This is a genomic window from Paraflavitalea soli (genome assembly GCF_003555545.1).
GTDB classification, from domain to species: Bacteria; Bacteroidota; Bacteroidia; order Chitinophagales; family Chitinophagaceae; genus Paraflavitalea; species Paraflavitalea soli.
Genome location: NZ_CP032157.1, coordinates 6734499 through 6759683 on the forward strand (window position 1 = coordinate 6734499; position 25185 = coordinate 6759683).

A 25185-nucleotide genomic window follows, 5' to 3' on the forward strand; every position below is an offset into this window, starting at 1 on the left:
ACAACTGGCTTAATACCTGTCACTATCATGCCCGGTCGAGATAAAAACGTAGAACATTTTATAGAGCTGATCCGCCAGTCCAGGCGGGGAAAGTTCAAGATCTACATTGGTATGAGTGCCGGTGTAGGCAAAACCTACCGCATGTTGCAGGAAGCCCATACCTTGCTGCGCAATGGTGTCGATGTTAAAGTGGGCTATATTGAAACACACAACCGCAAAGAGACCCACGCCCTGTTGGAAGGCTTGCCCGTAATTCCCCGCCGCAAGCTATTCTACAAGGGCAAAGAGCTGGAAGAGCTCGATGTGCAAGCCATCCTGAACCTGCATCCCGAAGTTGTCATTGTGGATGAACTGGCCCATACCAATATTGAAGGCAGTAAGAATGAAAAGCGCTGGCAGGATGTGATGGATATCCTCGATGCGGGCATCAACGTCGTAAGTGCTATCAATATACAACACATAGAAAGTCTCAATGAGGAAGTTAAGGAGATCACCGGTATTGAAGTATCGGAGCGGGTGCCCGATCATGTATTGAAGCTGGCCGATGAGGTGGTGAACATAGACCTTACGGCCGATGAACTGGTGACCAGGCTGCGGGAGGGAAAGATCTATGCGCCTGATAAGGTAGAGACTGCCCTGCGCAATTTCTTCCAGTCTGAGAAGATCCTCCAGTTGAGAGAGTTGGCACTGAAGGAAGTAGCCAGCCAGGTAGAGAGAAAGATAGAGACCGAACTTCCACGTAATACCGCTGCCCGTCAGGAGCGATTCCTGGCCTGCATATCCAGTAATCATGAGGTGGCAAAGAAAGTAATACGTAAGACCGCCAGGCTGTCCAGCTACTACCATTCCAAATGGTTCCTCCTGTATGTGCAAACCCCGCGGGAAGACGGTGACAAGATCGGGCTGGCCGCTCAGCGCCACCTGATCAACAACTTTAAACTGGCTACCGAGCTGGGAGGTGAAGTCATTAAAATTAAACACAGTAATATTGCCAAAGGGATCATAGAAGTGGCCGAGCAACGTAAAATAACCACCATCTGCGTGGGTAAGCCACATCTCAATCTGTTCAATGTCATATTGAGTACTGCCGTATTCAACCAGCTATTGAATAAGTTGTCAGCGGCGGATATCGACGTTGTAATCCTTTCATAATTTATGCTATGAGTGTCCGCTTAAAAACAAAATTATCATTGGGCCTCGGCTTCCTCTTCCTGGTTATCCTGACCTTCGGTATCCTGAGCCTGTACTATATTAACCGGCTCAGCGGGGATGCCAACCGCATACTTAAGAATAATTATGAGTCCCTGGTATATTCCAATAATATGCTCAAGGCCCTGGAAGATATTCCAACAGATTCTACTGCCATTACTATATTCGATGCCAACCTAAAGAACCAGGAAGTCAACGTGACAGAAACCGGTGAAAGGGAATTGACTGAAACTTTGCGTAAGAACTTTAAAGAGTTGTTGATCAATCGCGCTGATTCATCCAACTATGCACAATTGCGGGAATCTATCCGTATGATCAACGACCTTAACCAGGAGGCTATCCTGAAAAAGAATGCCATCGCCAGCGCCACCGCTGCCAGCGCCCAGCTTTGGCTCACCATTATTTTCACCAGCCTCATCCTGATCGTACTTACGTTCATTTATAATTTCCCCGGTGTAATTGCCGAACCTGTGGCTAAACTGGCCGAAGGTATCCGGGAAATTGCCAATAAGAATTATGGCAAGCGCATTTATTTAAAGCAGGAAGATGAGTTTGGTGAGCTGGCCCACGCATTCAACAGCATGGCCGGCAAACTCGATGAATATGAGAACAGTAACCTCGCGCAACTCACTTTTGAGAAAAAGCGCATTGAGACCATCATTAACCAGATGCGCGATGGCATTATAGGACTCGATGAAAAAAGACATGTCCTCTTTCTCAATGCCGTAGCAGAAAAACTACTGGGGTTAAAAGAGGCAGACATTATCGGGAAATATGCGCCCGACCTGGCCTTGAAAAATGACCTCATGCGTACCCTCCTGTTGCAGGACCCTGCCAAAAAAGAGTTAAAGATCTATGCCGACAGCAAAGAAAGCTACTTCAATAAAGATGTACTGGATGTAATGAACAATGGAGAGGTGGCCGGTCAGGTGATTGTTTTGCGCAATATCACCTTGTTTCATGAACTCAATGAAGCCAAGACCAATTTCATTGCTACTGTGTCACATGAACTCAAAACTCCCATTTCTTCCATTAAAATGAGCGCCCGCCTGCTCACCGACAATAGGGTGGGAGCACTCAATACCGAGCAGCAGGAGCTTACCAAAAGCATTACAGAAGATGCCGACAGGCTGCTCAACATTACCAGCGAACTGCTCAACATGTCGCAGGTTGAGACCGGTAATATCCAGTTGAAGCTGCAGCCCGCCAGTCCGGCAGCAATTGTGGAGCAGGCTATTCAGGCAGTTCAGTTTCAGGCTCAGCAGAAGAACATCGTGCTGCGTACCAACCTGCCCCTGGACCTTCCCCAGGTACAGGCCGATCTGGAAAAGACTTCCTGGGTGATGATCAATTTTTTGACCAATGCCATCCGGTATTCACCAGATACTTCCTTTATTGATATTGCAGCTTATCCGAAGGATAGTAAAGTCTTTTTCACCGTTACCGATTATGGCAAGGGTATTGACGAAAAATACCTGCCCCGCATTTTTGACCGTTACTTCAAAGTGCCCGGTACCCATGAGCGCAATGGCACTGGTCTTGGCCTGGCTATCTCTAAGGAGTTTATAGAAGCCCAGGGGGGTACCATCTGGGTAAAGAGTCGTATCGGCGAAGGCAGCCTCTTTGGATTTGATCTAAATACCGCCCATCATGATCTTTAAAAGAATCACTCCCCCTGCCGATCTGGAAAAGATCATTGAATGTTACTGGATCATTGAGAACGATGATCCTACACCCCATCAGCAAAAGATCATTCCCGATGGTTTTCCAGAGATCATCTTTCACTACAAAGCCCCTTATCGTATATGCCTCACCAATACCTGGGAGCAACAATCCATGCAATTGCTCGCCGGTCAGATCAGTGGCCATTTCTTCCTCGAAAATACCGGCGCTGCAGGCATTGTAGGCATCAAGGTAAAACCTACTGCCCTTACCCATCTTTTTGATCTCGACATGCATTCCCTGACCGATAAAGTAGTAGACCTTGCCGCAGCCCTGAGTACCCAATTCCAACACTTGCAACTCGGCCTGCGTAATACCCCTGATCACGACCAAATGATCATCCTGCTGAATGAACATTTCCGCAATCTGTTGGCCGGCGCCCATTACCAGTCTTCTCCTGTTGACCAGGCAATCGATCTCATCTTCAGACACAAGGGTATGGTAGCAGTAGCAGATATGGCCCAAGGCATTGGCCTCAGTGAACGGCAGCTGGAACGTTTGTTTAAAAGATACATTGGCTTATCTCCCAAGTTCTATACCCGTATCATCCGGTTCAGTACCATTTTCGAGCTTATCCAACAGGAAGATCCGGGCTGGGCAGGATTGGCCTATGAATCCGGTTTTTACGATCAGTCGCATTTTATCCGCAACTTCAAAGCCTTTACCGGTGAAGACCCCTCCCGCTACGGATTTGATGAAAAGAACATGGCCAACTTCTTCCTGAAAAAGAAAGCCTGAGTAGCGGATAAGTTTCCTATTGCCCTTGTCACCTTTTCAACTTGTCAACTTGCATCCTACCTCCATGTCGGCTTTGTACAATACCAGGTCAGTTCTCCTGTCTATTTTCGCATTAAACAGCATATGATTATGAAACTTCCCTTTATTACCCTTTTTTTGGTGGCTATTATTACCGGTATCCAGGCCCAGAATATTTCCAAAGAAACTACCAGCAACTTCGAAAAGTTAAGCTGGCTCACCGGCACCTGGAACAGGACCAATGTAAAGCCGGGCCGTACTGCTCATGAACGATGGGAAATGGCAGGCAAATATGAAATGAAAGGTTATGGCATATCCATGAAGGAAAAGGATACCGCTTTTGTTGAGAAAATTAGACTGGTGATCAAAGATGATCATATTTGGTACGTAGCAGATGTGCCTGAAAATAAAGAACCCGTCTACTTCAAGCTCACCACCATCACCGCCGATGGCTTTACCTGTGAAAACCCTGCCCACGACTTCCCCAAAAGAATAGATTACAAACTCAATGGCAATAAACTAACTGCTACCATCTCAGCAGGCGATAAAGCCATGACCTATCTTTTTGAGCGTAAGTAATGACCTTAAAAAGAAAAGGATGTTTCTTGGTAAGGGAGACATCCTTTTTTAATGTATTTAAAGAGCAGGAGGGGCAGGCCTATTTTACTTCAAAAGTAAAAGAATAGCTGCCGGCATGCCCATTATTGTCAATGCCTTGTACTACCGCTGCAAACTTTCCTTTCAGGTCCGATGTAAAGAAATGAAGAGAAGCCTTGCCTGTTGCATCTGTTTGAATAGTAGGAGACCAATACAGTAAATTTCGGAAGTCGGGCAGGTGGCTGGCAGCCTGCTCCGGCGTATCATAAGACGGTGAATAGAATTCCCGCTGTAGTTGCAGACCATCATAATCCAATATGACAGCTTGTTTATCCAGCTTCAGGTCAGTCAGGTCACCATGGTAAGTAGTAAAACTAATGATGCCGTCATAGGTAAACTCACCTGTTACATAGCGGTCGGTTACCACCTGCAGCTGCCGCAGTTTTAAAGGATCGTAGGTCATGATCTTTTGAATACTTACCGGCACGCCATCCAGCAACACAAGTGGGCTGCTTTTGTAATGCCTTTCCGTTTCCCAGTTAAAGATATAAAGCTGGAACTGGCCATCGCTTTTCCGCACCGCTACATCCGGTACATATTCCCTTAATATCTCCTCTGTAGTATTGAACCGTACATAATCATCCATCAGGTATTTGGGATAGCCATTGCCAAAGAATGGCATCGTATCAATATTGGGTATGGCAAATTGACTTAAGCGGTCGCTGTAAAAAGCATTTTGCACCTGCATGTTAATACTACCCTCTGTAAGCGTTTGTTGGTATTGCTGCGACAAGGAAAAAGGAGCCACTTCGTCAGCGCTGTACTTATCTGAATAGGGATTCTGGATGTCTACATGGAAGTTACTGTCTATTTGCTCTTCCGATTGGATGATGATCTCGCCGGGACCATAATAATTCCGCACATCGAATCGTACATCGCCATACCGGCCGCTAAGCACAGGATAGAACTGTAGTTTGGTACCGGCTATTGACAAGTAGGTCTTTGAAAACGACACAGGCGCCGCATTATCGCCCGTAGAGATCTTGCCGGAAATAAAATGTCCGTCAAACTCCGGAATGTATTTAAAGGAAGCCGCATTGCTTTTCAACACTTCCTGCCAGTCGAAGCGCCTCCAGCCATGCACCAGCAGCAGGTTGTCCAAAGCCGCAGTCACTTCAGCGCTCTGAGACGAGAAATAGTACTCCGGTGACTCGATCGTTCCTTTCAGGTCAGAACTAAGCCACAGGTAACTCAGGATATTTCCCTGGTCCTGCCACGACAAAGAGTCTATCCGGTAAACCGATAAGGATAAATTGGCGGCTGTTCCTTTTCCGCCAGCGATAGATGTATTGAGCGAAAGGTCTACCTTTTTCCGGTTATTGTATTGCGCTTCGTTGCCGGAGGCGCCGATGGAAAGCGTTTCCTTCAGTGGTTTAAAATATAACCGCTCACACACCGGTTGCTTTTGATCATTGAATACCGTGATCTGCGAAATGCCTTCACCCAGTTTGCTTTTATCGATCGTAAACCGGGCCACTCCGTTAACGAAGGCTTTCCTGGTAGCTACCTTTATTTCCTGGTGGCTGTGTGCAAAAAGGAATACTTCTTCGGGCTGCTGCGTCCTGGCCGGCATATTGGAACTTACACTTACCTGCAATTGCCCATTGGCATCTTCCTGTAACTGCATCACATATCCTTGTTCGTAGGCCGCAGGAAGGCTTTTCGTGATTGTTTTTCCATCAGTTGTTACGATCGTTGCCGTATAGCTATCGCCTGCAACGGGTGTAAATGAAAATTGACCGATGCCAAATTTGCCGGGCTTAAACTGCAGCAATACTTCATTGCGCTGGTTAGCCAATGAGCCTGTAAAGGACAATCCCTTGCCATATTGATCCGTAACCTGGAAAGCTACCTTGCTGAAAAGACCGCTTACCAGATTGCCGCCTTCCGGGAAGAACCTGGCGGTGTATTTATTGGTCGTATCAGGAGCCTGTGGAGGCAATGGCTTTAAGGAGTTGACAATAGTTACCTGCTGCTCGTAGAAACTGGAAGGCCCAAAGTTCTTCATCCAGTTGGTATAAGCCCTTAATGTATAATTGCCTGCATTGACAGAGGAAGGGAGGTAAAAAGAACCATCCCCAAATCCACTTTTAAGCGCCACTTTCCCCTGCATGACCGGCTTATTGTCCTTATCCAGCAATTCCACATAGGCTATCTTGCTCAGGTCGAATGGTTTATTATCCGTGCCGTTTACATAGTATAGCTTGAACCATAATATCTCCCCGGCCAGGTAAAATCCTTTATCTGTATGTACATATACCTTTTCAGGAATGGCTTTTTCCCGGTATTCATTGAACCGGGTATAGATAGCATTGCCGAAGTCCTGCGCCATTAAAGAGGAATCACTCAGCACCAGCCAGGCGAGCAGCAGCGACAATACTTGTTTCGTTATCATGCGTGATGTCAGGTACATCAATTTTATTTTAAGTTATACGGTAAAGTTCATTGTTTAAGGCCAGAAAGAAGGCTTTTGATGCACGCCCGTGAGGGTACAGATCACACAGGTAGCATCAGAAGCAAAATAGAATGCAATACCACCAGAAGGAGCTAGTTCGGCTACATTCGTAGGCGTGAGGTAGCTATAGCTTTTTATGCTGTCTAAAACGTTGGGTATTTTAGTTTCTATACAAGGTTGGATATAGCCCCAGTTAGTTAGCTCATTGGGCCGGATGAAGATCCTCTTTTCCTGCATGTCGGAAACTTCCACAAACCCAACCACCACCTCATTGGGATCGCTTTTTGCGTGGATATTACCCATCAGTTCTGAGGGCTGGGCATCAAATAAAGTGCCTGTTTGTTCCGTATTCTTTTTCATGCGTTGCAGGAATTCATATCCCGCTTTGCTCAGCGCGTACTGCTTTACTTTGATACTGTACAATTGACTTATCTTTTGAGACCTCCGGGGTATAGAATGGATGGGGAGGTCAATGCTGTCCCTCACCAGCTTGGCCGACGAGCCCATCAACAGGTTGGTAGATGCTTCCGTTCTCCAGCAGACATAATTCATCGTATCATGCATCATATTGGGATACCTATAATCTATTCCGATGATCTCGCCGGAGCCGTTTCTCTTATAATTCAGTGTAGTGGTAAACGCCGAGTGGAACTCCCAGGTTTCCTCCCATTCCCAACGATAGTAGCGCGTATTGTTTTGAGGATCGTGGGTATTAATGTAAAACTGAACGCCATCCGGTTGTTCCCAGCGTATATTGTCGATCGGAGGTGTTCTGATGATGCCGGAATAGGCTGAGGTGTATTCCTTGCCATCTGTGGTCTTGATATAAAGACGGTACTTTACATTGCTGTTGAGCGACAGTTGGGGAGTGCTATATATGCCAATAGACGTCTGCGGTAAGGGAAACATACTATTGTCCTCGCCTTCCACCCTTACTACCGCATTCGCTTCATTTTTCATCCGCGCACTGTCTGCCAGCGCAATCGCACGGGAAAGTCGTATCGTGGTAGTGCCATTGCCACTGTTGATGAATCCATCTACTACCAGGTACCCGTTAACTGGCGCTGTTACAGGAGGTTCAAAACGCTGCTTGCAACCCATGCCCAGCAATACCAAACAACTATAAAAAAGCTTTTTCATACAGCGGTATTTAGAAACGTATGTTATAATTAATAAAAGGAATAATGTTGCCGAATATTGACAGCTTGTATCCGTTGATACGTCCGTTCTCAGAGGTGAAATAGACCGAGTAGGGGTTTTTCCTGCCCGTGATATTGTACAGCCCCAATGTCCACGAATTGTGCGTCTTCTGCTTTAACTTGTGGTTGCCTTCTATGATCATGGCAAAGTCGGTACGGAAATAATCAGGTATTCGGTAAGCATTCCTGTCGGAATACAATGCTCTCCAGGAACCGCCGTAATAATAACGGCCAATGGGCAAGGTTACAGGCCGGCCCGTACTATACGTGGCATTCAGTGAAACGCTGAAACGGTGCGTAAAGCGGTAGTTACCCACCATGGTTACATCATGCGGCTTATCGTAATTGGAGGGGTAATACTCACCCCGGTTGATCAGTTCTCCGGCATTGGCGTCATCCATTTTCAGTTCGATGCGGGAATAAGTATAGCTTATCCAGCCATTCAGTTTGCCGTTTTGCTTTTTGATCATCAGCTCCACCCCATAAGCCCGTCCTTTGGTGCCAATCACATCCGTTTCAATATGGTCATTCATGATCAGGTTGGCGCCGCTCTTGTAATCCAGGTAATCTTTTATGTTTTTATAGTATACTTCTACAGAAGTCTCGATAGAATTTGACCTGAAGTTCTTATAGAATCCCAATGAAACCTGGTCACCATATTGCGGTTTGATATTCTTGTCGCTCAGTTTCCAGATATCAGTGGGCGAAATCGCCGTTGTGTTGGACAGCATATGGATATACTGCCGCAGTGAGTTGTAACCCGCTTTTATGGAGAAGCTGGGTGTTATGCTGTATCGCGCTGAAAGGCGCCATTCCGGTCCGCTATATGTTTGGGTTACATCACCCTTGCCATAGGTCTTGGTACCCGTGATATTATCTTCATTTTTAGGAACACCCGGTGCGTAGGTATTGATATTGGCCGGCCCCAGGTTTTGATAGAATGAATACCGGGCGCCTGCCTGCACAGATAGCTCGGGTGTGATATTCCATTTCTCCGACAGGTAGATGGCGCTTTCCTGTGCCTGTTCTGTAGCCACCTCGTCAGCGACAATGAGCGATTCCTTACCTACCGGTTCAAAATTGCCCGGATTGAGTTTATACCGGATCGTGCTCACGCCAAAGTCGATCTGGTGCTCGGGGCTGGCATACCAGTTGAAGTCCGCCTTTACATTGTACTGGTTGATATCAAATCCCAGCTTGTAGGCATTGATCTTGTTCTTTTCACTCGATATATGGTAGGCATACCGGTCGTAGCCTGCTGTGAATACACCGGTGAACTTGTTGGAGAAGATATGCTTCCACTTGATCGATACATTATTGTTATTGTATCCATAGGTAGTGTCATTGTTCAGGTTGAAGCGGTCCCTGCTTGTGTAGCCTGTTATGTACAGGTTATTCTTAGGGTTGAACTGGTGACTGATGTGCAGGTTGATATCGTAAAAAGCCGCTTTACTGTTCTCATATTCATCAGGCAATAGGTTCAACATCCATTTGGCATACGTGGTACGGGCGCCCAGTATAAAGGAGGTCTTCTCTTTTTGTATAGGCCCTTCTATATTAAAACGGCTTGTAATTAACCCGATGCCGGCGCTGCCGGTAAAGTCCTTCTTATTGCCCTCACGGCTGGAGATGTCCAATACAGACGATAAGCGGCCGCCATACTTGGCAGGAATGCTGCTTTTGTAGAGTTCAACATCCTTTACGATGTCGGGATTGAAGGCCGAGAAGAAACCAAAGAAGTGAGAGGGGTTATAAATGGTGGCATCGTTGAAGAGGATCAGGTTTTGATCGGCTGCACCACCCCGTACATTGAAGCCTGTACTGGCCTCTCCTACTGATTTTACACCAGGAAGCGTAAGTACTGCCTTCAAAATGTCCGCTTCCCCAAAAGCGGTGGGGATCTGTTTGATAGCGCGGATCGTGAGCCGCTCTGTTCCCATCTGTACATTGCGGATATTGGCCAGCTTCTGCGCCGAAACAATGACCTCCTTCAGCGAGGTCACACGTTCCTCCATATCAATATCCAGTTTACCACCTGCATATAATGCCACTTGGCGTTTGGTATCTTTCATGCCGAGGCCTTGTATATTCAGCACATACCTTCCTTTCGGAATGGTTAAGGAAAAATACCCATATTGGTCAGTGGCCACCCCAGTAGAAGAGTTGAGCACTACTACCGTGGCTCCTACGATGGGTTCACCGCTTTTAATATTGCGTACAAATCCGGCAATCGTTACATTGCCAGGGCCTGTATTGCTGCTTTTGTTTCCTATCTCAAATAGCTTGTTTTCAATAGAAGCATCTGCCCGCACTTTCTTTTTATCACCATAGTCTGGCACACCTGCCTGCTCCCGGCGGACAGTATCTTTAACTGTTTTGGCAAAGAAGCCGGCCGGCAATTCAGTTTGGATAACCGGACCTTTTGTAATGAATACATATTGCTTATCGGGCAGAATAGTAAATTTGAAGGGCGTATTCTCAAAGATCTGCTCAAGCGCTTTTTTGAGTGGCTGGCTATTAATAGCAATACTCATGCGCAGGCTATCGAATTGTACAGGATCATAATAAAAATGATAACCTGATTGTCGTTCCAATTCCTGTACGATCACGTTAACAGAAGTATCTGTCAGGATAATGCTCACTGGTTTAAGTTCAGCTTGCTGGGCTGCAACTTTACCAGAGAAGTACAAAAGTGTAATGCCAAAAACCACAAGGAAAGGCAGTCGTCTCATATCAGTTGTTTAAGGAGTCGTAATAGATGGCGGCTTGTAGAATGGTGTTTTCTTTATCTTTTCTGAACTTTAGCTTTTTCTTCTTCAGGTGTTGCTTTACCTCGCGGGCATGGTCTTTCAAAAGTGAGAAGAGCCCTTTTTTAGTCCGTATAGTGTGGTACTGACCTCCTTTATACAGATAGAATTGGTATTGCTCTATAAATTTTCTCTCCAATACTTCTTTTACCGTTTCTTCGATGAACTTACTACGCCTGGCCAGTACACTCGTGGTGCCGGTATAGAGTTGATCATAAAAACCTGTTACCAATGGAGAGTTAGACAAAGAATCCCGTTCAATGCGTATAAAATGATGTCCCAATAGGGTAAACTTGCTCACTTTCTCACTGAACAAAGCCAGCCGGAAGAAATTATTGAAATGCAGGATCACAACCCGGTCTTTCACGATGTCATACATCATTTGTACCGTATCGTAAGCAATGCCATCATACACGATGCTGCCGCGTTGCCAGGTATTCTCCAGGAAATAAGGAATGTTTTCAATTTTAGGAGAGTAACCAAAATATTCAATGCCATTATAGAGGCGCGACTGTTTATCAATGTAGTGGTGGTAACTGGCAACGGCATTGTGCAAGGCGGCTGCCGAAAAACTATTCGTGGAGGCAGTATCCTGGGCAATACCCACATAGCCCGGGAGGGTAAGGCAGATAAAAAGCAGTTGTTTGAACATTAGTTTTAATATGATGGTTAACTGGTTGAGCCAATTTACATTATTTCCGCTGAGTGGGTTCCGTTTTTTCGACAGCCGCCCTATTTTAAGGATTAATTGTTTTTTAATCCACCTGACAATGATAGCAGCTTTTTCCTTGTCATACTACTACCCATGTCCGATACCGGCTGTTCGTACAGGTACAATCAATAGTCTGATTGTAACGGACTTATTTACCTTTTGATCAATATTTCCCCCTCTACGTTGAAAATCGTGTACTTCATTGTATTTTTAAGCAACCCAACTCCCTGCCAATGAAGTATAATACGTTAACTACACAGCGTATTCTCTCCATAGATGTATTTAGAGGCATTACCATACTCGTCATGATCTTTGTAAATGACGTGGCAGGCGTATCCGGTATTCCGGGATGGATGAAGCATATGCCTGCTGATGCCGATGCCATGACCTTTGTAGACATTGTATTTCCCGCCTTTCTTTTCATAGTCGGCATGTCCCTCCCTTTCGCCTTGAATAATCGCCTGGCCAAAGGCGATTCCTTTTGGAAGCTGCAGGCCCATATTGTCTGGAGGACCATTGGCTTGCTCGTACTGGGCGTCTTTATGGTCAATGCAGAAGGAGGTTATAATGAAGCAGCTATGGGCATGTCCATTCATCTTTGGTCCTTGTTGTTCTATGCCGCTGCTATACTCGTCTGGAATGTGTACCGTTTTGAACAAAAGGTCTGGGGTTATCTGTTGCAGACCATAGGGGCTGCCGGATTACTGACCCTGGGATTGATCTATAGAGCCGGTGAAGACGGCTCCAGGGGACTCACACCACATTGGTGGGGGATATTGGGCCTCATTGGCTGGGCTTACTTATTAAGTTGTATTATTTACCAGCTGGTGCGTGGAAGCATCGTAGGGCTGTTGATCATGATCCTTGTATGTGTTGTGTGGTATATCGCCGGAAGATCAACTGCCGCGGAACACAATGCCCTGTTGCAATGGATGGGCGGCCAGTCGGGTCATGCCTCACACACCAGTATTGTATTAAGTGGAATTGTCTTGTCGTTAGTTTTTTTTAAACGCAATAAGATCGAGACCAATACCCAGCGTTTTATCCAGGCAATCGTATTTATAGTGGTGGCAGCCATCGCAGGTTGGTTACTCCGCCCCCTGCATGGGATCTCAAAAATATATGCCACACCCTCCTGGTGTTTGTATTGCGTGGCTGTTTGTTCCATGTTGTTCAGTTTTCTATACTGGCTCACAGACGTGAAGAAATACAGCCGCTGGACTGCTTTCTTCAAACCTGCCGCTTCTAATCCATTACTTATTTATATCCTGCCAGCCATCGTCTACAACTTTCAGGCATGGCTGGGGTGGTATTTTATGCCTCATGCCTTCCACCAGGGATGGCTGGGTATAGCCTGGTCCGCCTGCTATGCCTTGCTCATCATGGGGGTGGCCATCCTGCTCAACAAACTAAAGATCAGGTTACACTTATAATGCAGTGTATTAAGAAATAGGGATAAAGAAAGAGGTGACATCTCCTAAAGGTGTCACCTCTTTCTGATTGTATCTACCTTACGTGTCATTTCGACCGAAGGGAGAAATCTGCTATCGAAGTAAAAGCACTTACAACTGACCACTCACTTCCTAATTCACACCTCCTTTCCGGGTCGCTTTTGTTTGAGCGGGCCAGGTACCGGGTGCTCCCGTTCTGGGGTTGACCGGTAACACACTTTTTTCGCGCGATGTGGTGGCTGGGTCTTCACTGGCCATATAAGCCAGGATAGCCGTTAATATAGCATTGCTGCGTACATCATCAAATACGATCTTGTCATACGTATCGCGGTTGGTATGCCAGGTATAGGTGCCATATGACCAGCTGATAGAACTTAAGGAGAAAGCGGGCGCACCCACGGCTACAAAAGAAGCGAAGTCTGATCCGCCACCTCCTGGTGCACCGGGAAACCTCGTTTCTACCTGGTTGCGGATATCGGCAGGAACCTTCGACAACCAACGGCCCAGGTAATCATAAGCGTGTAAGAAGCCCTGGCCCGACAGGTTGACTACCCTGCCTGTTCCGTTGTCCTGGTTAAAAAGCACCTGGATATTCTTTACGATCTCCGGATGATCTTCCACAAAAGCCCTGGAACCATTGAGTCCTTGCTCTTCACTGCCCCAATGACCTACCAGGATCGTCCTTTTGGGATTGGGATAGATCTTTTTCAGTATACGCATCGCCTCCATCATGGTGAGCGTACCAGTACCATTGTCTGTGGCGCCCGTGCCCCCATCCCAGGAGTCAAAGTGTGCGGACAACATCACATATTCATTGGGCTTCTCTGTTCCCTTGATCTCTGCAATGGTATTGAAAGTAGGCACCAGTCCCAGTTCTTTGGAATCGGCCCGTACACTGATCTTTGGATTGGTACCATCTTCTACCAGCCTGTACAGCAGGCCGTAATCTTCGAGGGCAATATCGATTGTAGGCACCTTGGTGGTATAAGCGCCGAAGATCTTGTTCACGCCAAACCCATTTGACCAGTTGGACATGACAACGCCCACTGCACCAGCTTTTTCCAGCACGGGTGGCAAAGTGCGGCCTGTATAGCCTGTTTTGCTGATCCGGTTGCTCCAGGCAGTCACTTGTGCAGCCCGGTCTTTCTTCATTTTCTCTGCCGATTCCTTGGTGGCAAATTCATCCCAGTTATAATCGGGCCTGCCTGTCGGCTGGCTCATAGAGATCATTACAAATTTTCCTTTTACCGCAGGTAGCCATTGTTTGAAGGCTACTGAATCGGCCAGGTCGGGTATGATCACCAGCTCAGCCGTTACCGTTTTGCCGGCAGTAGAGGGGCTCCACGCCAGTTGCATACCTTCCAGCGTTTTTACGCGGGGGTACACCATATCAATATGCGTAATGCCTCTTTCCCATCCGCGCCATTCACCCCACTGCTCGTTTTTGGCAGTGATGCCCCAGCTTTGGTACTTGGCTACAGCCCAGTCATTGGCCTGTTTCATTTGAGGCGTACCTACCAGGCGTGGGCCTATGCCATCCAGTAATTCATGCGCCAGCTTTTGCAGTTGCGAGTTATTGGTAGCTTCCTCAACAATGCTTTTAACGATCAGGGAATCTTTGGTTTGGGCAAAGACACCGTTGCCCGCCAGCAATAAGGCCAAGGCAAACACGGTCGTGTTTCTTCTCATAACGAACGATTGGGTTTTACTTTATTCACCGAATGTATTAAGGAATGAATAAATACCATCCCCGTTCGTAATTAAAATTTCACGGTAAAGGATTAATCTGCTTTTAATTAGGAGAAGTGAATCCGCTGGCCGGTTATATCCCGGGAAATATTGTTGGCGCAAAGCGGTCGGGTTCGGCGAGTGCCGGCAGGGTGCCGGACAAAGATCCCTGCCGGCCATTGAAAGAGAAGTGTTGGAAGATCCCGGACGCTTTACTCCCTGGTTTATACTGGCATTGCCAACAGTAAAAGTGTATCTATTGAAAGATGCAGGCGCTATCACATCATAGACAAAAAAGGAAGCAGTTATTGCTTCCCTTCAAGTTCATGAATTTATTAACTGGTGCCAGCCCTTAAGGCGCTGTAACAGTAAACCTATAGCTGCCGGCTGTAAGCCCGTTCAAATTAAGTTCGCTGTTGCTGTTGGTGGTAAGAGTGATCATGCTGGGACCAGGATTTTTGCCGCCTTTTACGATGATGCCACCAATAGGATTGCCCGGGTTGGTAACAAAGGCGTTGTGTAAAGGATTATTACCCGATTGTCCATCTGCTGTATATAGAGGATTGTCCGATTTCTTAACGCCTTGTTCACTAATGCTCTTGCCTTGCGGATCAGTATTGTCCGGTACCGTAAGTACAAAACGATAATTACCGGCTTCGCTGATCGTAAATTCAAACTGACCCTTGGTGTCGGTGGTGATCGTCATCAGGTTACCACCGGGATTTTTACCGCCTTTTACTACGATTCCGCCGATGGGGCTACCCGGGCGCATGGCAAGAGAGGCGCCCTGCGCCACAGCCGATCCGGCGGCATGCAAGCCCTGGTTTACCTTTTCTCCGAAAGTGGTTCCCTGCGTTTGTTTGCCGGCGCGGGGTGTGTCGGGCATCACTGCACGGCCTGCGGCATAAGAGGCGGAGGCTGCGCCACCACCCTTGGCGCCTTTACCTATCCTGCTTGCGGCTTTGCCTTTTCCAAAGCTCCAGCTAAAACCTGCCTGTATAGTAATGGTTTTATATGCGGCTTCTTTTGAACTGCCATCCAGCGCCAACTTACCCGAAGCCAATTGTGAAGCCTCATACGTATTTTTATCATTGAAGCCACCGGCAGGGATTAACTCATATTGTGTGTTGCTGCTTGTGGGACCTGCATTCATTGAACCGGCTGCGTAGATGCTTAAGTTTCCGGCTACACGGTAGCCAACCCTCAACTGAGGTATAATGATCAGTCCCTGCGTTTTTACCTTGGGAGATCCCGAAAGCACCACATTCCGGGTAGTCCCATTCACCATCACCTGCGTATTTTGTGTGTTGGCCTCCCTGGTGGAAGTAAAATATCCGCCACTTACTGAAGGAGACAATGTTATTCTTCCAAATGTAGCTTCAGCCTGCAGGCCGGCAGAAAAGGCATAGGCCTGGCTATTGGACGAGCCGTTTGTATGCATGATCTCCAGGTTGCCGGTAGGTAATTGGTATTTCGATTGCAGGCCGGAGTTATCCGATGGTAAATTTTTGGCTGACTGATAATAAGCTCCGGCCAGGATGCCCAGGGTAAACCTGCCACTACCCTTCACAGAACCATCCCATCCTTTTCGTAAGAGAGGAACAAATACATCGGCGCCTGCCTGCACACCATCACCTATCAACGATTGCTGTTTTAGTGCCGCGGAACTGAGACTTCTTCCGCCGCCAAGGGAGACAGTTATTGAGCTTTGCGCCGGTTGTTGGGCCGAAGCCATGGTACTTACCAGAAGCATCAGGAGGGTGGGGGAAGAAGTTTTCATGTTGTTATTTGTTGTAAAAGTTTAAATATTGTTCGTTACAACAGGATATCAACCAAACTGGTATTTTGTTACCCCCGGGGAGACTGTTTTTTAAAATATATAAGGTTTAGAGGGTGTTTAGTAATTGTTTTTGCCGCTACCTGCATATTGTAAGGTGTTGATTTTTTGTTAAATACTATAGCCGCAAGCTGTAGCATCTCCTATTCAAATAAATTTACCGGAAACATACCACCTTGAAAGCAAACCACGGAATTGCACTTTTCTTCCTATTAGGTAGTTTAATCTCTTGTAAAAAGAAAGACATACTCGCAGGTTATGATAAGGCAGCATTGTTTGCGTCTGCGACTACTACGGAGATCAATGCAGTTACGGACATGTGGGCAAAAAGAAACCTCGTGCCCCAGGAAATAACAGTCGAAGAAACGCACGTGATCACTGCGAAGTTGTCGTTACATATTATCTCTTTCAGGTTATTGGGCTCCAAAGAATACGCCGGAGTGCTGGTGCCGGTTACGGATCATCCTGTGCCTGTGCAGTTTTATGTGGGCGGGTATAGTACTAAAGAGGATCCGGTAAATTCCTCCGCTGTTGAAATGGCAGGTGAAGATCTGCCTTTTGTTTATGTGGTTCCTGCCATGAGAGGTCAATATGTTAGCTTGCGTGTGAAGGGTAAAGAATATAGGTCTTCCATGTCGGAAGGATCGAGATTCGATGCCTTTGATGGTGCTACGGATGATGTAATAGCAACCCTGAATGCCGTGGGTGCTCTATTTAGCCAGGCAGATACTGCCCGGGCGATGATCCGCGGGGGTAGCCGGGGTGGAATAGTGGCCTTATTGGCCGGTGAGCGTGACCAACGGTTTAAACGGGTAGCAGCGGTGGCATTCAATGCAGATTTTATCGGCCTCACTGCCCAGCTGTATAATGATCCAACCTATAGGGAGCAGTTCATGAGCGGGTTAATTAATGGAACAACTACCATAGCCGGGGTGCGGCAACTGATGATCGCCTCATCCCCGCTTTATTTTTGTAGCCGGCTGCCTAAAACACAATTACATTGCGCTCAGAACGATCGCATAACCCCGGCCGCGCAAGGAGAGTTGTTATTCAATACCATGAAGACCCTTGGATTACAGCACCAGGTAGAACTCTTCATTTATCCAAATCGCGATCACGACAATATTGCCACAGGAAACACGGAAATGGCAATCACTATCAATACCTTTTTCAGCACGTTGTGACCATACTTCTCTAACTATACTACTTTTTTTAATTGGACGGATGGTCACATTATGCAGGAAGCGCGCATAAATGACCATCCGCCTTTCTCAGGCATTTCGCCTTATTTCATAGATGTTCATTGTTTAAGCACAGGCCTATCCGGTTAGTGTAAGACTTATTGGTGTATGAATGCTTTTGCGGTTTTTTGCGGGAAGTTTAAATATTTAGGTATTTTCTTTTTAATTAAGTTTACAAAATACCGGTTTTTTTGAATACCTGATTTATGATTTTTGTCCTAAGTCATTGTATGTGTGCCTCCAAGACAAAACAGCAATTTTCGACATAAATGCGCAAAGTCAGGGCAAATATTGATTACTGGTATAAGTCTGTTTCAACTTGGGTAACGTCCTGGGTAAACCAACGCGAGCAGATCGTTTAAGATTCTTTTGTAAATACAAATTTTAACCAAAACAGTAGCTATGAACAAACGAATTTCAACCTTGTTGTTTGTGCTCTTCACAGGGTGCCTTGCATCATATGCACAAACCAGTATAAGAGGTGTTGTTACCGATTACACCAGTAAAAACCCTGTACCCTCCGCAACGGTCCAGGTCAAAGGAAGTAAGACTGCCACCCTTACAGATAAAGATGGCAGGTATGAAATTACCCTCCCGGCCAACGCGACCACGCTGGTATTTCAGGTTACCAGTTACCACACCAAAGAGGTTGCCATTAATGGACGCAGCGAAATCAATATTGAGTTGGAGGCTGACTTTCAGTCGCTCAATGAAGTGATGGTGGTTGCTTATGGCACCGCAAAAAAAGGCACCTATACCGGCGCTGCTTCGGTGATCAAGCAAGACGATATCAAGTATGTCCCTTCTACCTCTTTCCAGAATGCTTTGGTGGGTAGAGCATCCGGTGTACAAATAACTACTGCCAGTGGTGAGGCTGGCGCTACCCCCAGCATACGCATCAGGGGTATTGGCTCCATGAATGCGAGTAATGAACCATTGTATGTTATTGATGGCGTACCCGTTATTTCGGGCGATCAGGGCAACCTGAGCGGTTCCTACATCGGTTCCAATAACATCATGAATACCCTGAATCCGGCCGATATTGAGACCATCACCATCTTAAAAGATGCGGCCGCTTCTTCCCTGTATGGTTCAAGAGCAGCCAATGGTGTGGTGGTAATCACTACCAAACGTGGTAAAAGAGGGAAGCCTGTGGTGCATTTGTCTTCCTCCATTGGGGTTACACCAGGATGGGCTACGGACAACTACGAAACCGGAGGTCCGCAGGAACAAATAAATATGTTGTATAGAATATTGTATGACAATAAAACTTCCGCCGGTCAAACTGCAGCCCAGGCCAATAAGTATGCGCTCGATCAACTCAAATCCAAGTTCAATAAACATGGATATACATTTTCAACCGCCGGTACAAGCCTGTCCGACAATGTGATCATTAGCGGCATGACGGATGGACTCGTAAACCGCGAGGGTACCTATTTTGATTGGGATGATGCTTATTTTAGAACAGGTACTTACCAGACCAACGATCTCTCTGTAAGTGGCGGTGATCAAAATACAACCTATTATACTTCGCTCAACTATACAAAAGACCAGAACAGGATCCGGGTCAATAAATTCGATCGTATTTCAGGTCGTGTCAACATATCTCAGAAAGTAGGAAAACACCTGGAGTTTACTACCAATGTCGGTATTGCCAGGAACAAACAGTCTGGCTTTAATGATACCAGGAATACAGGCGCCAACTACTTCTTCCAGGTTAGAAACCTGTTATGGCCCTTTTATTGGCCAACTGATTACAAAACAGGTCTGCCATATACCGCAAGGTATGGAAGTCTGGCGCAGAACAATCTTTATTACAATGATCAGTGGGAAAACAGCTCTATCACCAAAAGATTTTCTGTAAACGAAACAGTCCTGCTTACCATTCTGCCGGAATTAACTGTTAAGTCTGTTTTCTCTTTTGATAATTCCGAGATCAAGGACCATTTGTATTACAGCGCCATTCATTACAACGGCGTATCTACCAATGGATCGATCACTGAAACAGGTACCACCGTCACAAAACTGGTATCTTCCAACACAGTCAATTACGCGAAGAATTTCGGAGATCACAATTTTACATTCTTAGGAGGCTTTGAGGTAGAGCAGAATAAAACAAACTTCCAAAACTCAACGGGAACAAATCTCCCATCCAGTGTATTGACCACCTTATCTCCGGCTGGTGCTTTTGTGGCCAGCGGATATGAGTATGGCAACTCGATCGTTTCTCTGTTATCACGCCTGGAGTACAATTACAAACAGAAATATTTCCTCTCAGGATCTTTCCGCCGGGATGGTTCATCAAAACTGGCGCCTGATACCCGCTGGGGTAATTTCTGGTCAGTGGCAGGGGCCTGGAAGATCAGCAATGAAGAGTTCATGAAGGGGTTGCCTGAAATTAGTAATTTAAGGTTACGGGCTTCTTATGGCATCAATGGTACCTTGCCTTCACAGAATTTTGGATGGAGATCATTAACCAGTTATACCCTTAAGTATAATAGCAATGCAGGGGGGTACCTGTCTACCAATGGCAATCCTGATCTTAAGTGGGAAACGAATTATACCACCAATATTGGTTTGGAATTCGGCCTCTTCAAACAGCGGTTAACAGGTACTATTGAATATTTTAACCGCGATTCCAGGAATCTTTTGCAGGATGTTCCTACTTCAACAACTACCGGTTTTTCCAGTGTGCTGGCCAACGTAGGTGAAATAAATAACAAGGGTATAGAGGTTGAAATTGGTGGAGACATCATTGATAACAATACACTCAGGTGGAGTGCGTCTGTGAATGCTTCCTTCATTCAATCAAAAGTTACCAAATTGTATGGCGGCAGGGATATAATATGGTATGATCCAACAGGTGGAGATGCCAGGGCGCAATTCATATACAGAGAAGGCTTCTCTACCCTAAGCTTATATGGCTATGAGTGGGGCGGTGTAGATCCGAAGAATGGCAACAACGTTTGGTATGTGAATAATCCGGCCGATTCAAAAGCTGGAGACTTCTTATACAATGGCAGGGGAGCTACTTATACATTCAACAAAGCAAACTACAAGATTGTAGGAGATGCAATGCCGGATGTATATGGAGGGCTTAATACCGATGTTTCCTATAAAGGTCTTACACTGGGGCTGAACATTATTTATAAGATTGGCGGCAAATTGTACGACGGCGCCTTCAAGGATGTTGCCGATGATGGTTATTACTGGGAAAGGATCAGAATAGGATCTTTGTATAAGGATATGTGGACGCCCGAAAACACATCCGGCAGTATGCCGCTTCTCAGAGGTACTGACCTGACCGATCCGATGCAATACAGCACCCGTCAAATGTACAATGCTAGCTTCTTACGGTTAAAGAACATCAGCCTGTCTTATGACCTGCCCAGGAATTTGATTGGTAAAGTTGGCCTGACCAGTGCCAAGATATTCTTTAACGGAAGTAATTTACTGACATTCTCAAAGTATAAAAATGCCGATCCTGAAGTAAATCAGTATGGAACCCGTGGATGGGAAACGCCCATCGGAAAGATCTATACATTCGGGATCGACCTTAATTTCTAATTCGTTAAACTCTTTATAAAATGAATAATACACTGAGAATATTCATGACCGGCCTGTTTGCGCTTGGTTTGTTTTCCTGTAAGAAAACGCTCGATGTGGTGCCTACCAACCAGGTTAATGCCAATGAATCGATCAAAACTCCTGCCGATGCCCAGATAATGATCAATGGTATAGTGCGCAGCATGAGCAGCGCAGATTACTACGGAAGGAATTTCATACTTTATGGTGATGCAAAAGGGGGCGATATGACCATCCCGTCACAGGGAAGAGGCAATGATGCATTGTATACCTTTAATCACTCCGCTACCAGTGGCAGTTATTCGGGCTACTGGTCGCAGATCTATTTTTCCCTGTTACAAGTGAATAACCTGCTTGTAAACATTGGCCAGTTGGAAGCAGCGGGAGCCACCGGCTACAATAGTTATAAAGGACAGGCATTAACACTTCGTGCGATCATGTATTTTGACCTGGTTCGGCTTTATGGAAAGTCTTATGACCTTGACAAAAACGCCTATGGCGTTCCAAATGTTACAACGCCCTTAAAGTCAACAGCACAGCCGCTCAGGAATACGGTTAACGAGAACTACAATCAAATATTATCCGACCTTAAAACGGCCGCTCCGTTATTGGGGAAAGCGAAATCCAATGGTTTTGTGAATTATTACGGCAACCTGGCTATGCAGGCAAGGGTTTATCTCTATATGAAGGACTACCCCAATGCTTTAAAAGCAGCCGAGGAGATTATCACGAGTAATGTATATACGCTGTATAGCAATGCTGCCTGGGTAGATTCCTGGAAAGCACAATATGGCTCGGAATCCATATTTGAGATCGGTGTTTATCCGCTTGAAGGAGATCTGGGCGCAGGTTCTATAGGCGCTTACCTCCGGAAGAAAGGTGATGGCGGAAGTACTATTTTAGGCTGGTTCATAGCCAGTGATTATTTTCTGGCCCGGTTAAAAGAAGATGTTGCAGATGTAAGATGGGGTGTTATGAATGACGACGAGTTTTCTACCTCAGGTAATCCGCGAAAAGGAGCCTTGTACAAATACAGCGGAAGCATTGCGTTGGCTGGTGATGGTAAAGCAACGGCTACAGCAGTAAACCTTAAATTGATCAGGTTATCTGAAGTTTACCTGATTGCTGCAGAAGCTGCTTTGCCTACGGATGCTTTGAAAGCGGCTACTTACTTAAACGCGATCCGTAAACGTGCTCCCAACGTGGTTCCCGCCACGGCAGCAACAGTAACGCTTGATATGATCCTCGATGAAAGAAGCAAAGAGCTGTTTGGCGAAGGCCAAAGATTTTTTGATATGATACGATTGAATAAAACGATCACATTCAATGATGAGATACTCGGCTTATCAGTAGCTACCCGTCCGAAAACAATTGACAGAACATTTTTTAAGACCCTGTTACCGATCTCTCAAGCAGAGATCAATGCAAACCCAGGCATCCTGGCACAGCAGAACCCCCAGTATTAATGGGGGTCATTACAGGGCTGACTTGATTAAACGAAGGCCGACGCGTTCCTGCGTCGGTCTTCGTATTTTTCAGGTGCGCCCGGAAGGGGCGCAATGACTGGAAACGTGTTGAAAAGAAAAAAGCGCCTGACCGGCGCTTTTTTAATACCCTCGAATAGGGTTCTCTGTGGCTTCGCCAGGAATCGAACCTGGATCTGGAGCTTCGGAAACTCTTATACTATCCATTGTACTACGAAGCCAATTGCACTATTTTATCAAGGTGCCTATATTGCTCGCAAAGAGCTTTACGGCAATGGCGAGCAAAATTACGCCAAAAAACTTTCTCACCGCTAATAATCCTGCCGGTCCCAAAAGTTTCGCAATATAGTTCAGGGATTTCAAAACGAGGAAAACAATTACCAGGTTGATCAAAATGCCGAATAATACCGTCCACTGGCTGTAATTGGCGGAGAGGGAAATGATGGTGGTAAGCGTTCCTGAACCGGCTATCAGCGGGAAAGCAATGGGTACCACTGTGCCACTCTTGTGGTTATCATCGCTTTTGAAAAATTCCATGCCCAGTACCATTTCCAGCCCCAAAATAAAGATCACGATAGAGCCCGCTACGGCAAAAGAGCCTACATCGAGTCCCAATATCTGCAGGAATTTCTCGCCGGTCAACAGGAACAGGATCATCAGGCCGCCGGATACCAGGGTCGCTTTTATTTCATCGATGCCACCCATTTTCTTCTTCAGGGTGATCAGCAGGGGGATAGACCCCAAAATATCGATGATGGCGAATAAAGTGAAGGTGACAGTTATCAGGTCGTCCAATCGCAATTCCATGGCATTAGATTTAGCTGACAATGAGGATACAAGATACTACTATTTATAACTAGGCTTGTGCTGTTCCTTACCCGTACTGATATTGGACAGCAGCTCGTATTGAAAACCCGCTCCCTGCCGGTCGATCTTTACCACACAGCCATAATGCAGGGAAAAAGCAGCAAAGGAATCTTTTAAGGGAGTATGGGTAATATGGGCCAGGATGCTCCTGATCACACCGCCATGGGTAACAATAGCAGCCTCGGTATCCGTAGCAGCTACCGCATTAAAACAACGGGTTACCCGCTCATATACATGTACATAGCTTTCACCACCGGGAATACACACATTTACAAAGTCATTCATCCAGGGATCGATCACCGCCCGGGGAATATCATCCCACCTTTGTAATTCCCATTCACCACAATTGATCTCCTTCAGGTCATGGTCAAACCGGATAGCCGAAGCCGGGAATAGATGATCTGCCAGTTTCCTGCACCGTTGCAGCGGACTGCTGTAAATAGCCTGCAGGTCTGGCGGCAGGTATTGCCGTATAATGCCTGCTTCTTCCTCAAAACCTTCCGTTACGTCAATATCAGCCTGCCCATAGCAGGTGCCTTTTTCAATGAGCGGTGTAGTATGACGGATCACATAAATACTCATAGGACAATATTAAGTAAATGCTTTGTCAGGCTGAGTTTATCGAAGCCGCCTTCGACGGGCTCAGGCTGACATATTGTTAGATAACATAGCGCCATACGATCAATACCCCCAGGTAAAATGTTAACTCACTCACCTGCTGCATGGCGCCCAGGCAATCGCCCGTATAACCGCCGATCCATTTCTTAAAATACAGGGCCAGGCGCCACGCGATGAACAATACCGGGATAATGGCCAGTGCAAAATGCCAGCTTAAGAAAACAAAAGGAAGCAGGGCAAATACAATGGCAAGCAATACAGTCACCCGGGATGGCTTACTGCTGGTTACCGGTTTCGATTTGCTGGTATCGGGGTCGGTAACATAATCAAAAAAGCAAATGGTCAGTACACCCATCAACCGGCTGATGGCATGCGCCGCTACCAGTACCAGCAGAAAGTTCTTGTAATTGAGAAAGATATTGAGGGAAGGGTCAGTAAGGTCGGGGGTAAACTTGGGCAGTTCTTTCAGCAACAGGAATTTGGCAGCCAGTATGCCGATAAGTCCAGTCACACCATAGGTGCCCAAGCGGCTGTCCTTCATGATCATTAATATCTTCTCTTTTGTCCAGCCACCGCCAAACGCATCGCATACATCAGCAAAGCCATCTTCATGAAAAGCGCCAGTGGTAAAGATGCCCGCGATGATAGAAGCCAGGATGGCAATATCCTCACTCACATATTTATTAAATACCAGGAAGCTAAGGCCGCTGATGAGCGCTACGATCCAGCCTACGAGGGGAAAGTACCGGGCCGATTTCTCCAGGTACTCCTGCGAGTGATCGGTAAACTTAGGTACTGGCAGGCGCGTAAGGAACATTAAAGCTGTAAAGAAGATGCGTATTTCTTTCTTCATAATT

At 46.3% G+C, this 25185-nt stretch carries 17 protein-coding genes and 1 tRNA gene; 8 read left to right on the forward strand and 10 right to left on the reverse strand.

Annotation, left to right across the window (positions count from 1 at the left end):
• Positions 1-27 precede the first annotated feature (27 nt).
• From D3H65_RS25915 to D3H65_RS25930, 4 genes are all read left to right on the forward strand, one after another.
• Positions 28-1152: a sensor protein KdpD gene (locus D3H65_RS25915; protein ID WP_119053086.1), complete on the forward strand. Its 1125-nt coding sequence runs from the start codon at positions 28-30 to the stop codon at positions 1150-1152.
• 8 nt (positions 1153-1160) lie between these two features.
• Positions 1161-2870: a sensor histidine kinase gene (locus D3H65_RS25920; RefSeq protein WP_119053087.1), complete on the forward strand. Its 1710-nt coding sequence runs from the start codon at positions 1161-1163 to the stop codon at positions 2868-2870.
• On the forward strand, positions 2860-3669 hold the full coding sequence (locus tag D3H65_RS25925; RefSeq protein ID WP_119053088.1) for a DUF6597 domain-containing transcriptional factor: 810 nt from the start codon (positions 2860-2862) through the stop codon (positions 3667-3669). The genes D3H65_RS25920 and D3H65_RS25925 overlap by 11 nt, the downstream gene beginning before the upstream one ends.
• Positions 3670-3798: 129 nt before the next feature.
• Entirely contained in the window at positions 3799-4266 is a 468-nt protein-coding gene (locus D3H65_RS25930; RefSeq protein ID WP_119053089.1) for a DUF6265 family protein, read from the forward strand.
• 79 nt (positions 4267-4345) lie between these two features.
• Here D3H65_RS25930 and D3H65_RS25935 read toward each other — a convergent pair whose 3' ends face one another.
• The 4 genes from D3H65_RS25935 to D3H65_RS25950 are packed head-to-tail and all read right to left on the reverse strand — an operon-like array spanning position 4346 to position 11457.
• Positions 4346-6739, reverse strand: a complete 2394-nt coding sequence (locus D3H65_RS25935) for a hypothetical protein (protein WP_162915817.1) — start codon at positions 6737-6739, stop codon at positions 4346-4348.
• A gap of 54 nt (positions 6740-6793) precedes the next feature.
• Positions 6794-7939 carry a DUF4249 domain-containing protein gene (locus tag D3H65_RS25940; protein WP_119053091.1) on the reverse strand — a complete coding sequence of 382 codons (1146 nt, stop codon included), beginning with the start codon at positions 7937-7939 and terminating at the stop codon, positions 6794-6796.
• A 10-nt stretch (positions 7940-7949) separates the two neighbouring features.
• The gene (locus tag D3H65_RS25945; RefSeq protein WP_119053092.1) at positions 7950-10730 is read right to left on the reverse strand and encodes a TonB-dependent receptor; all 2781 of its coding nucleotides are present in this window, start codon (positions 10728-10730) and stop codon (positions 7950-7952) included.
• 1 nt (position 10731) lies between these two features.
• Entirely contained in the window at positions 10732-11457 is a 726-nt protein-coding gene (locus D3H65_RS25950) for a hypothetical protein (protein ID WP_119053093.1), read from the reverse strand.
• Positions 11458-11750: 293 nt separating this feature from the next.
• Between D3H65_RS25950 and D3H65_RS25955 the strand changes: the two genes are divergently transcribed.
• Positions 11751-12950, forward strand: a complete 1200-nt coding sequence (locus D3H65_RS25955; protein ID WP_211345552.1) for a DUF5009 domain-containing protein — start codon at positions 11751-11753, stop codon at positions 12948-12950.
• A gap of 150 nt (positions 12951-13100) precedes the next feature.
• Here D3H65_RS25955 and D3H65_RS25960 read toward each other — a convergent pair whose 3' ends face one another.
• Both D3H65_RS25960 and D3H65_RS33225 read right to left on the reverse strand, forming a co-directional pair.
• Positions 13101-14657, reverse strand: coding sequence for a M20/M25/M40 family metallo-hydrolase (locus tag D3H65_RS25960; protein WP_119053095.1), 1557 nt, complete (start codon positions 14655-14657; stop codon positions 13101-13103).
• A 391-nt stretch (positions 14658-15048) separates the two neighbouring features.
• Entirely contained in the window at positions 15049-16476 is a 1428-nt protein-coding gene (locus D3H65_RS33225) for a hypothetical protein (RefSeq protein ID WP_211345553.1), read from the reverse strand.
• Between the two features lie 233 nt (positions 16477-16709).
• Between D3H65_RS33225 and D3H65_RS25970 the strand changes: the two genes are divergently transcribed.
• The 3 genes from D3H65_RS25970 to D3H65_RS25980 all read left to right on the forward strand — a co-directional run bounded on the left by D3H65_RS25970 (position 16710) and on the right by D3H65_RS25980 (position 22825).
• The gene (locus D3H65_RS25970) at positions 16710-17717 is read left to right on the forward strand and encodes an alpha/beta hydrolase family protein (RefSeq protein ID WP_119053096.1); all 1008 of its coding nucleotides are present in this window, start codon (positions 16710-16712) and stop codon (positions 17715-17717) included.
• A 459-nt stretch (positions 17718-18176) separates the two neighbouring features.
• A complete protein-coding gene (locus D3H65_RS25975; RefSeq protein WP_119053097.1) occupies positions 18177-21341 on the forward strand; it encodes a SusC/RagA family TonB-linked outer membrane protein in 3165 nt (1054 codons plus the stop codon).
• Positions 21342-21361: 20 nt separating this feature from the next.
• The gene (locus D3H65_RS25980; protein WP_119053098.1) at positions 21362-22825 is read left to right on the forward strand and encodes a RagB/SusD family nutrient uptake outer membrane protein; all 1464 of its coding nucleotides are present in this window, start codon (positions 21362-21364) and stop codon (positions 22823-22825) included.
• A gap of 167 nt (positions 22826-22992) precedes the next feature.
• On the opposite strand, the gene D3H65_RS25985 is transcribed toward D3H65_RS25980, so the two are convergent.
• From D3H65_RS25985 to D3H65_RS26000, 4 genes are all read right to left on the reverse strand, one after another.
• A tRNA-Arg gene (locus tag D3H65_RS25985) sits at positions 22993-23064 on the reverse strand.
• 7 nt (positions 23065-23071) lie between these two features.
• Entirely contained in the window at positions 23072-23650 is a 579-nt protein-coding gene (locus D3H65_RS25990; protein ID WP_119053099.1) for a MarC family protein, read from the reverse strand.
• Positions 23651-23689: 39 nt separating this feature from the next.
• Entirely contained in the window at positions 23690-24292 is a 603-nt protein-coding gene (gene cobC / locus D3H65_RS25995) for an alpha-ribazole phosphatase (RefSeq protein WP_119053100.1), read from the reverse strand.
• A 76-nt stretch (positions 24293-24368) separates the two neighbouring features.
• Entirely contained in the window at positions 24369-25181 is an 813-nt protein-coding gene (locus D3H65_RS26000) for an adenosylcobinamide-GDP ribazoletransferase (RefSeq protein ID WP_119053101.1), read from the reverse strand.
• Positions 25182-25185 lie beyond the last annotated feature (4 nt).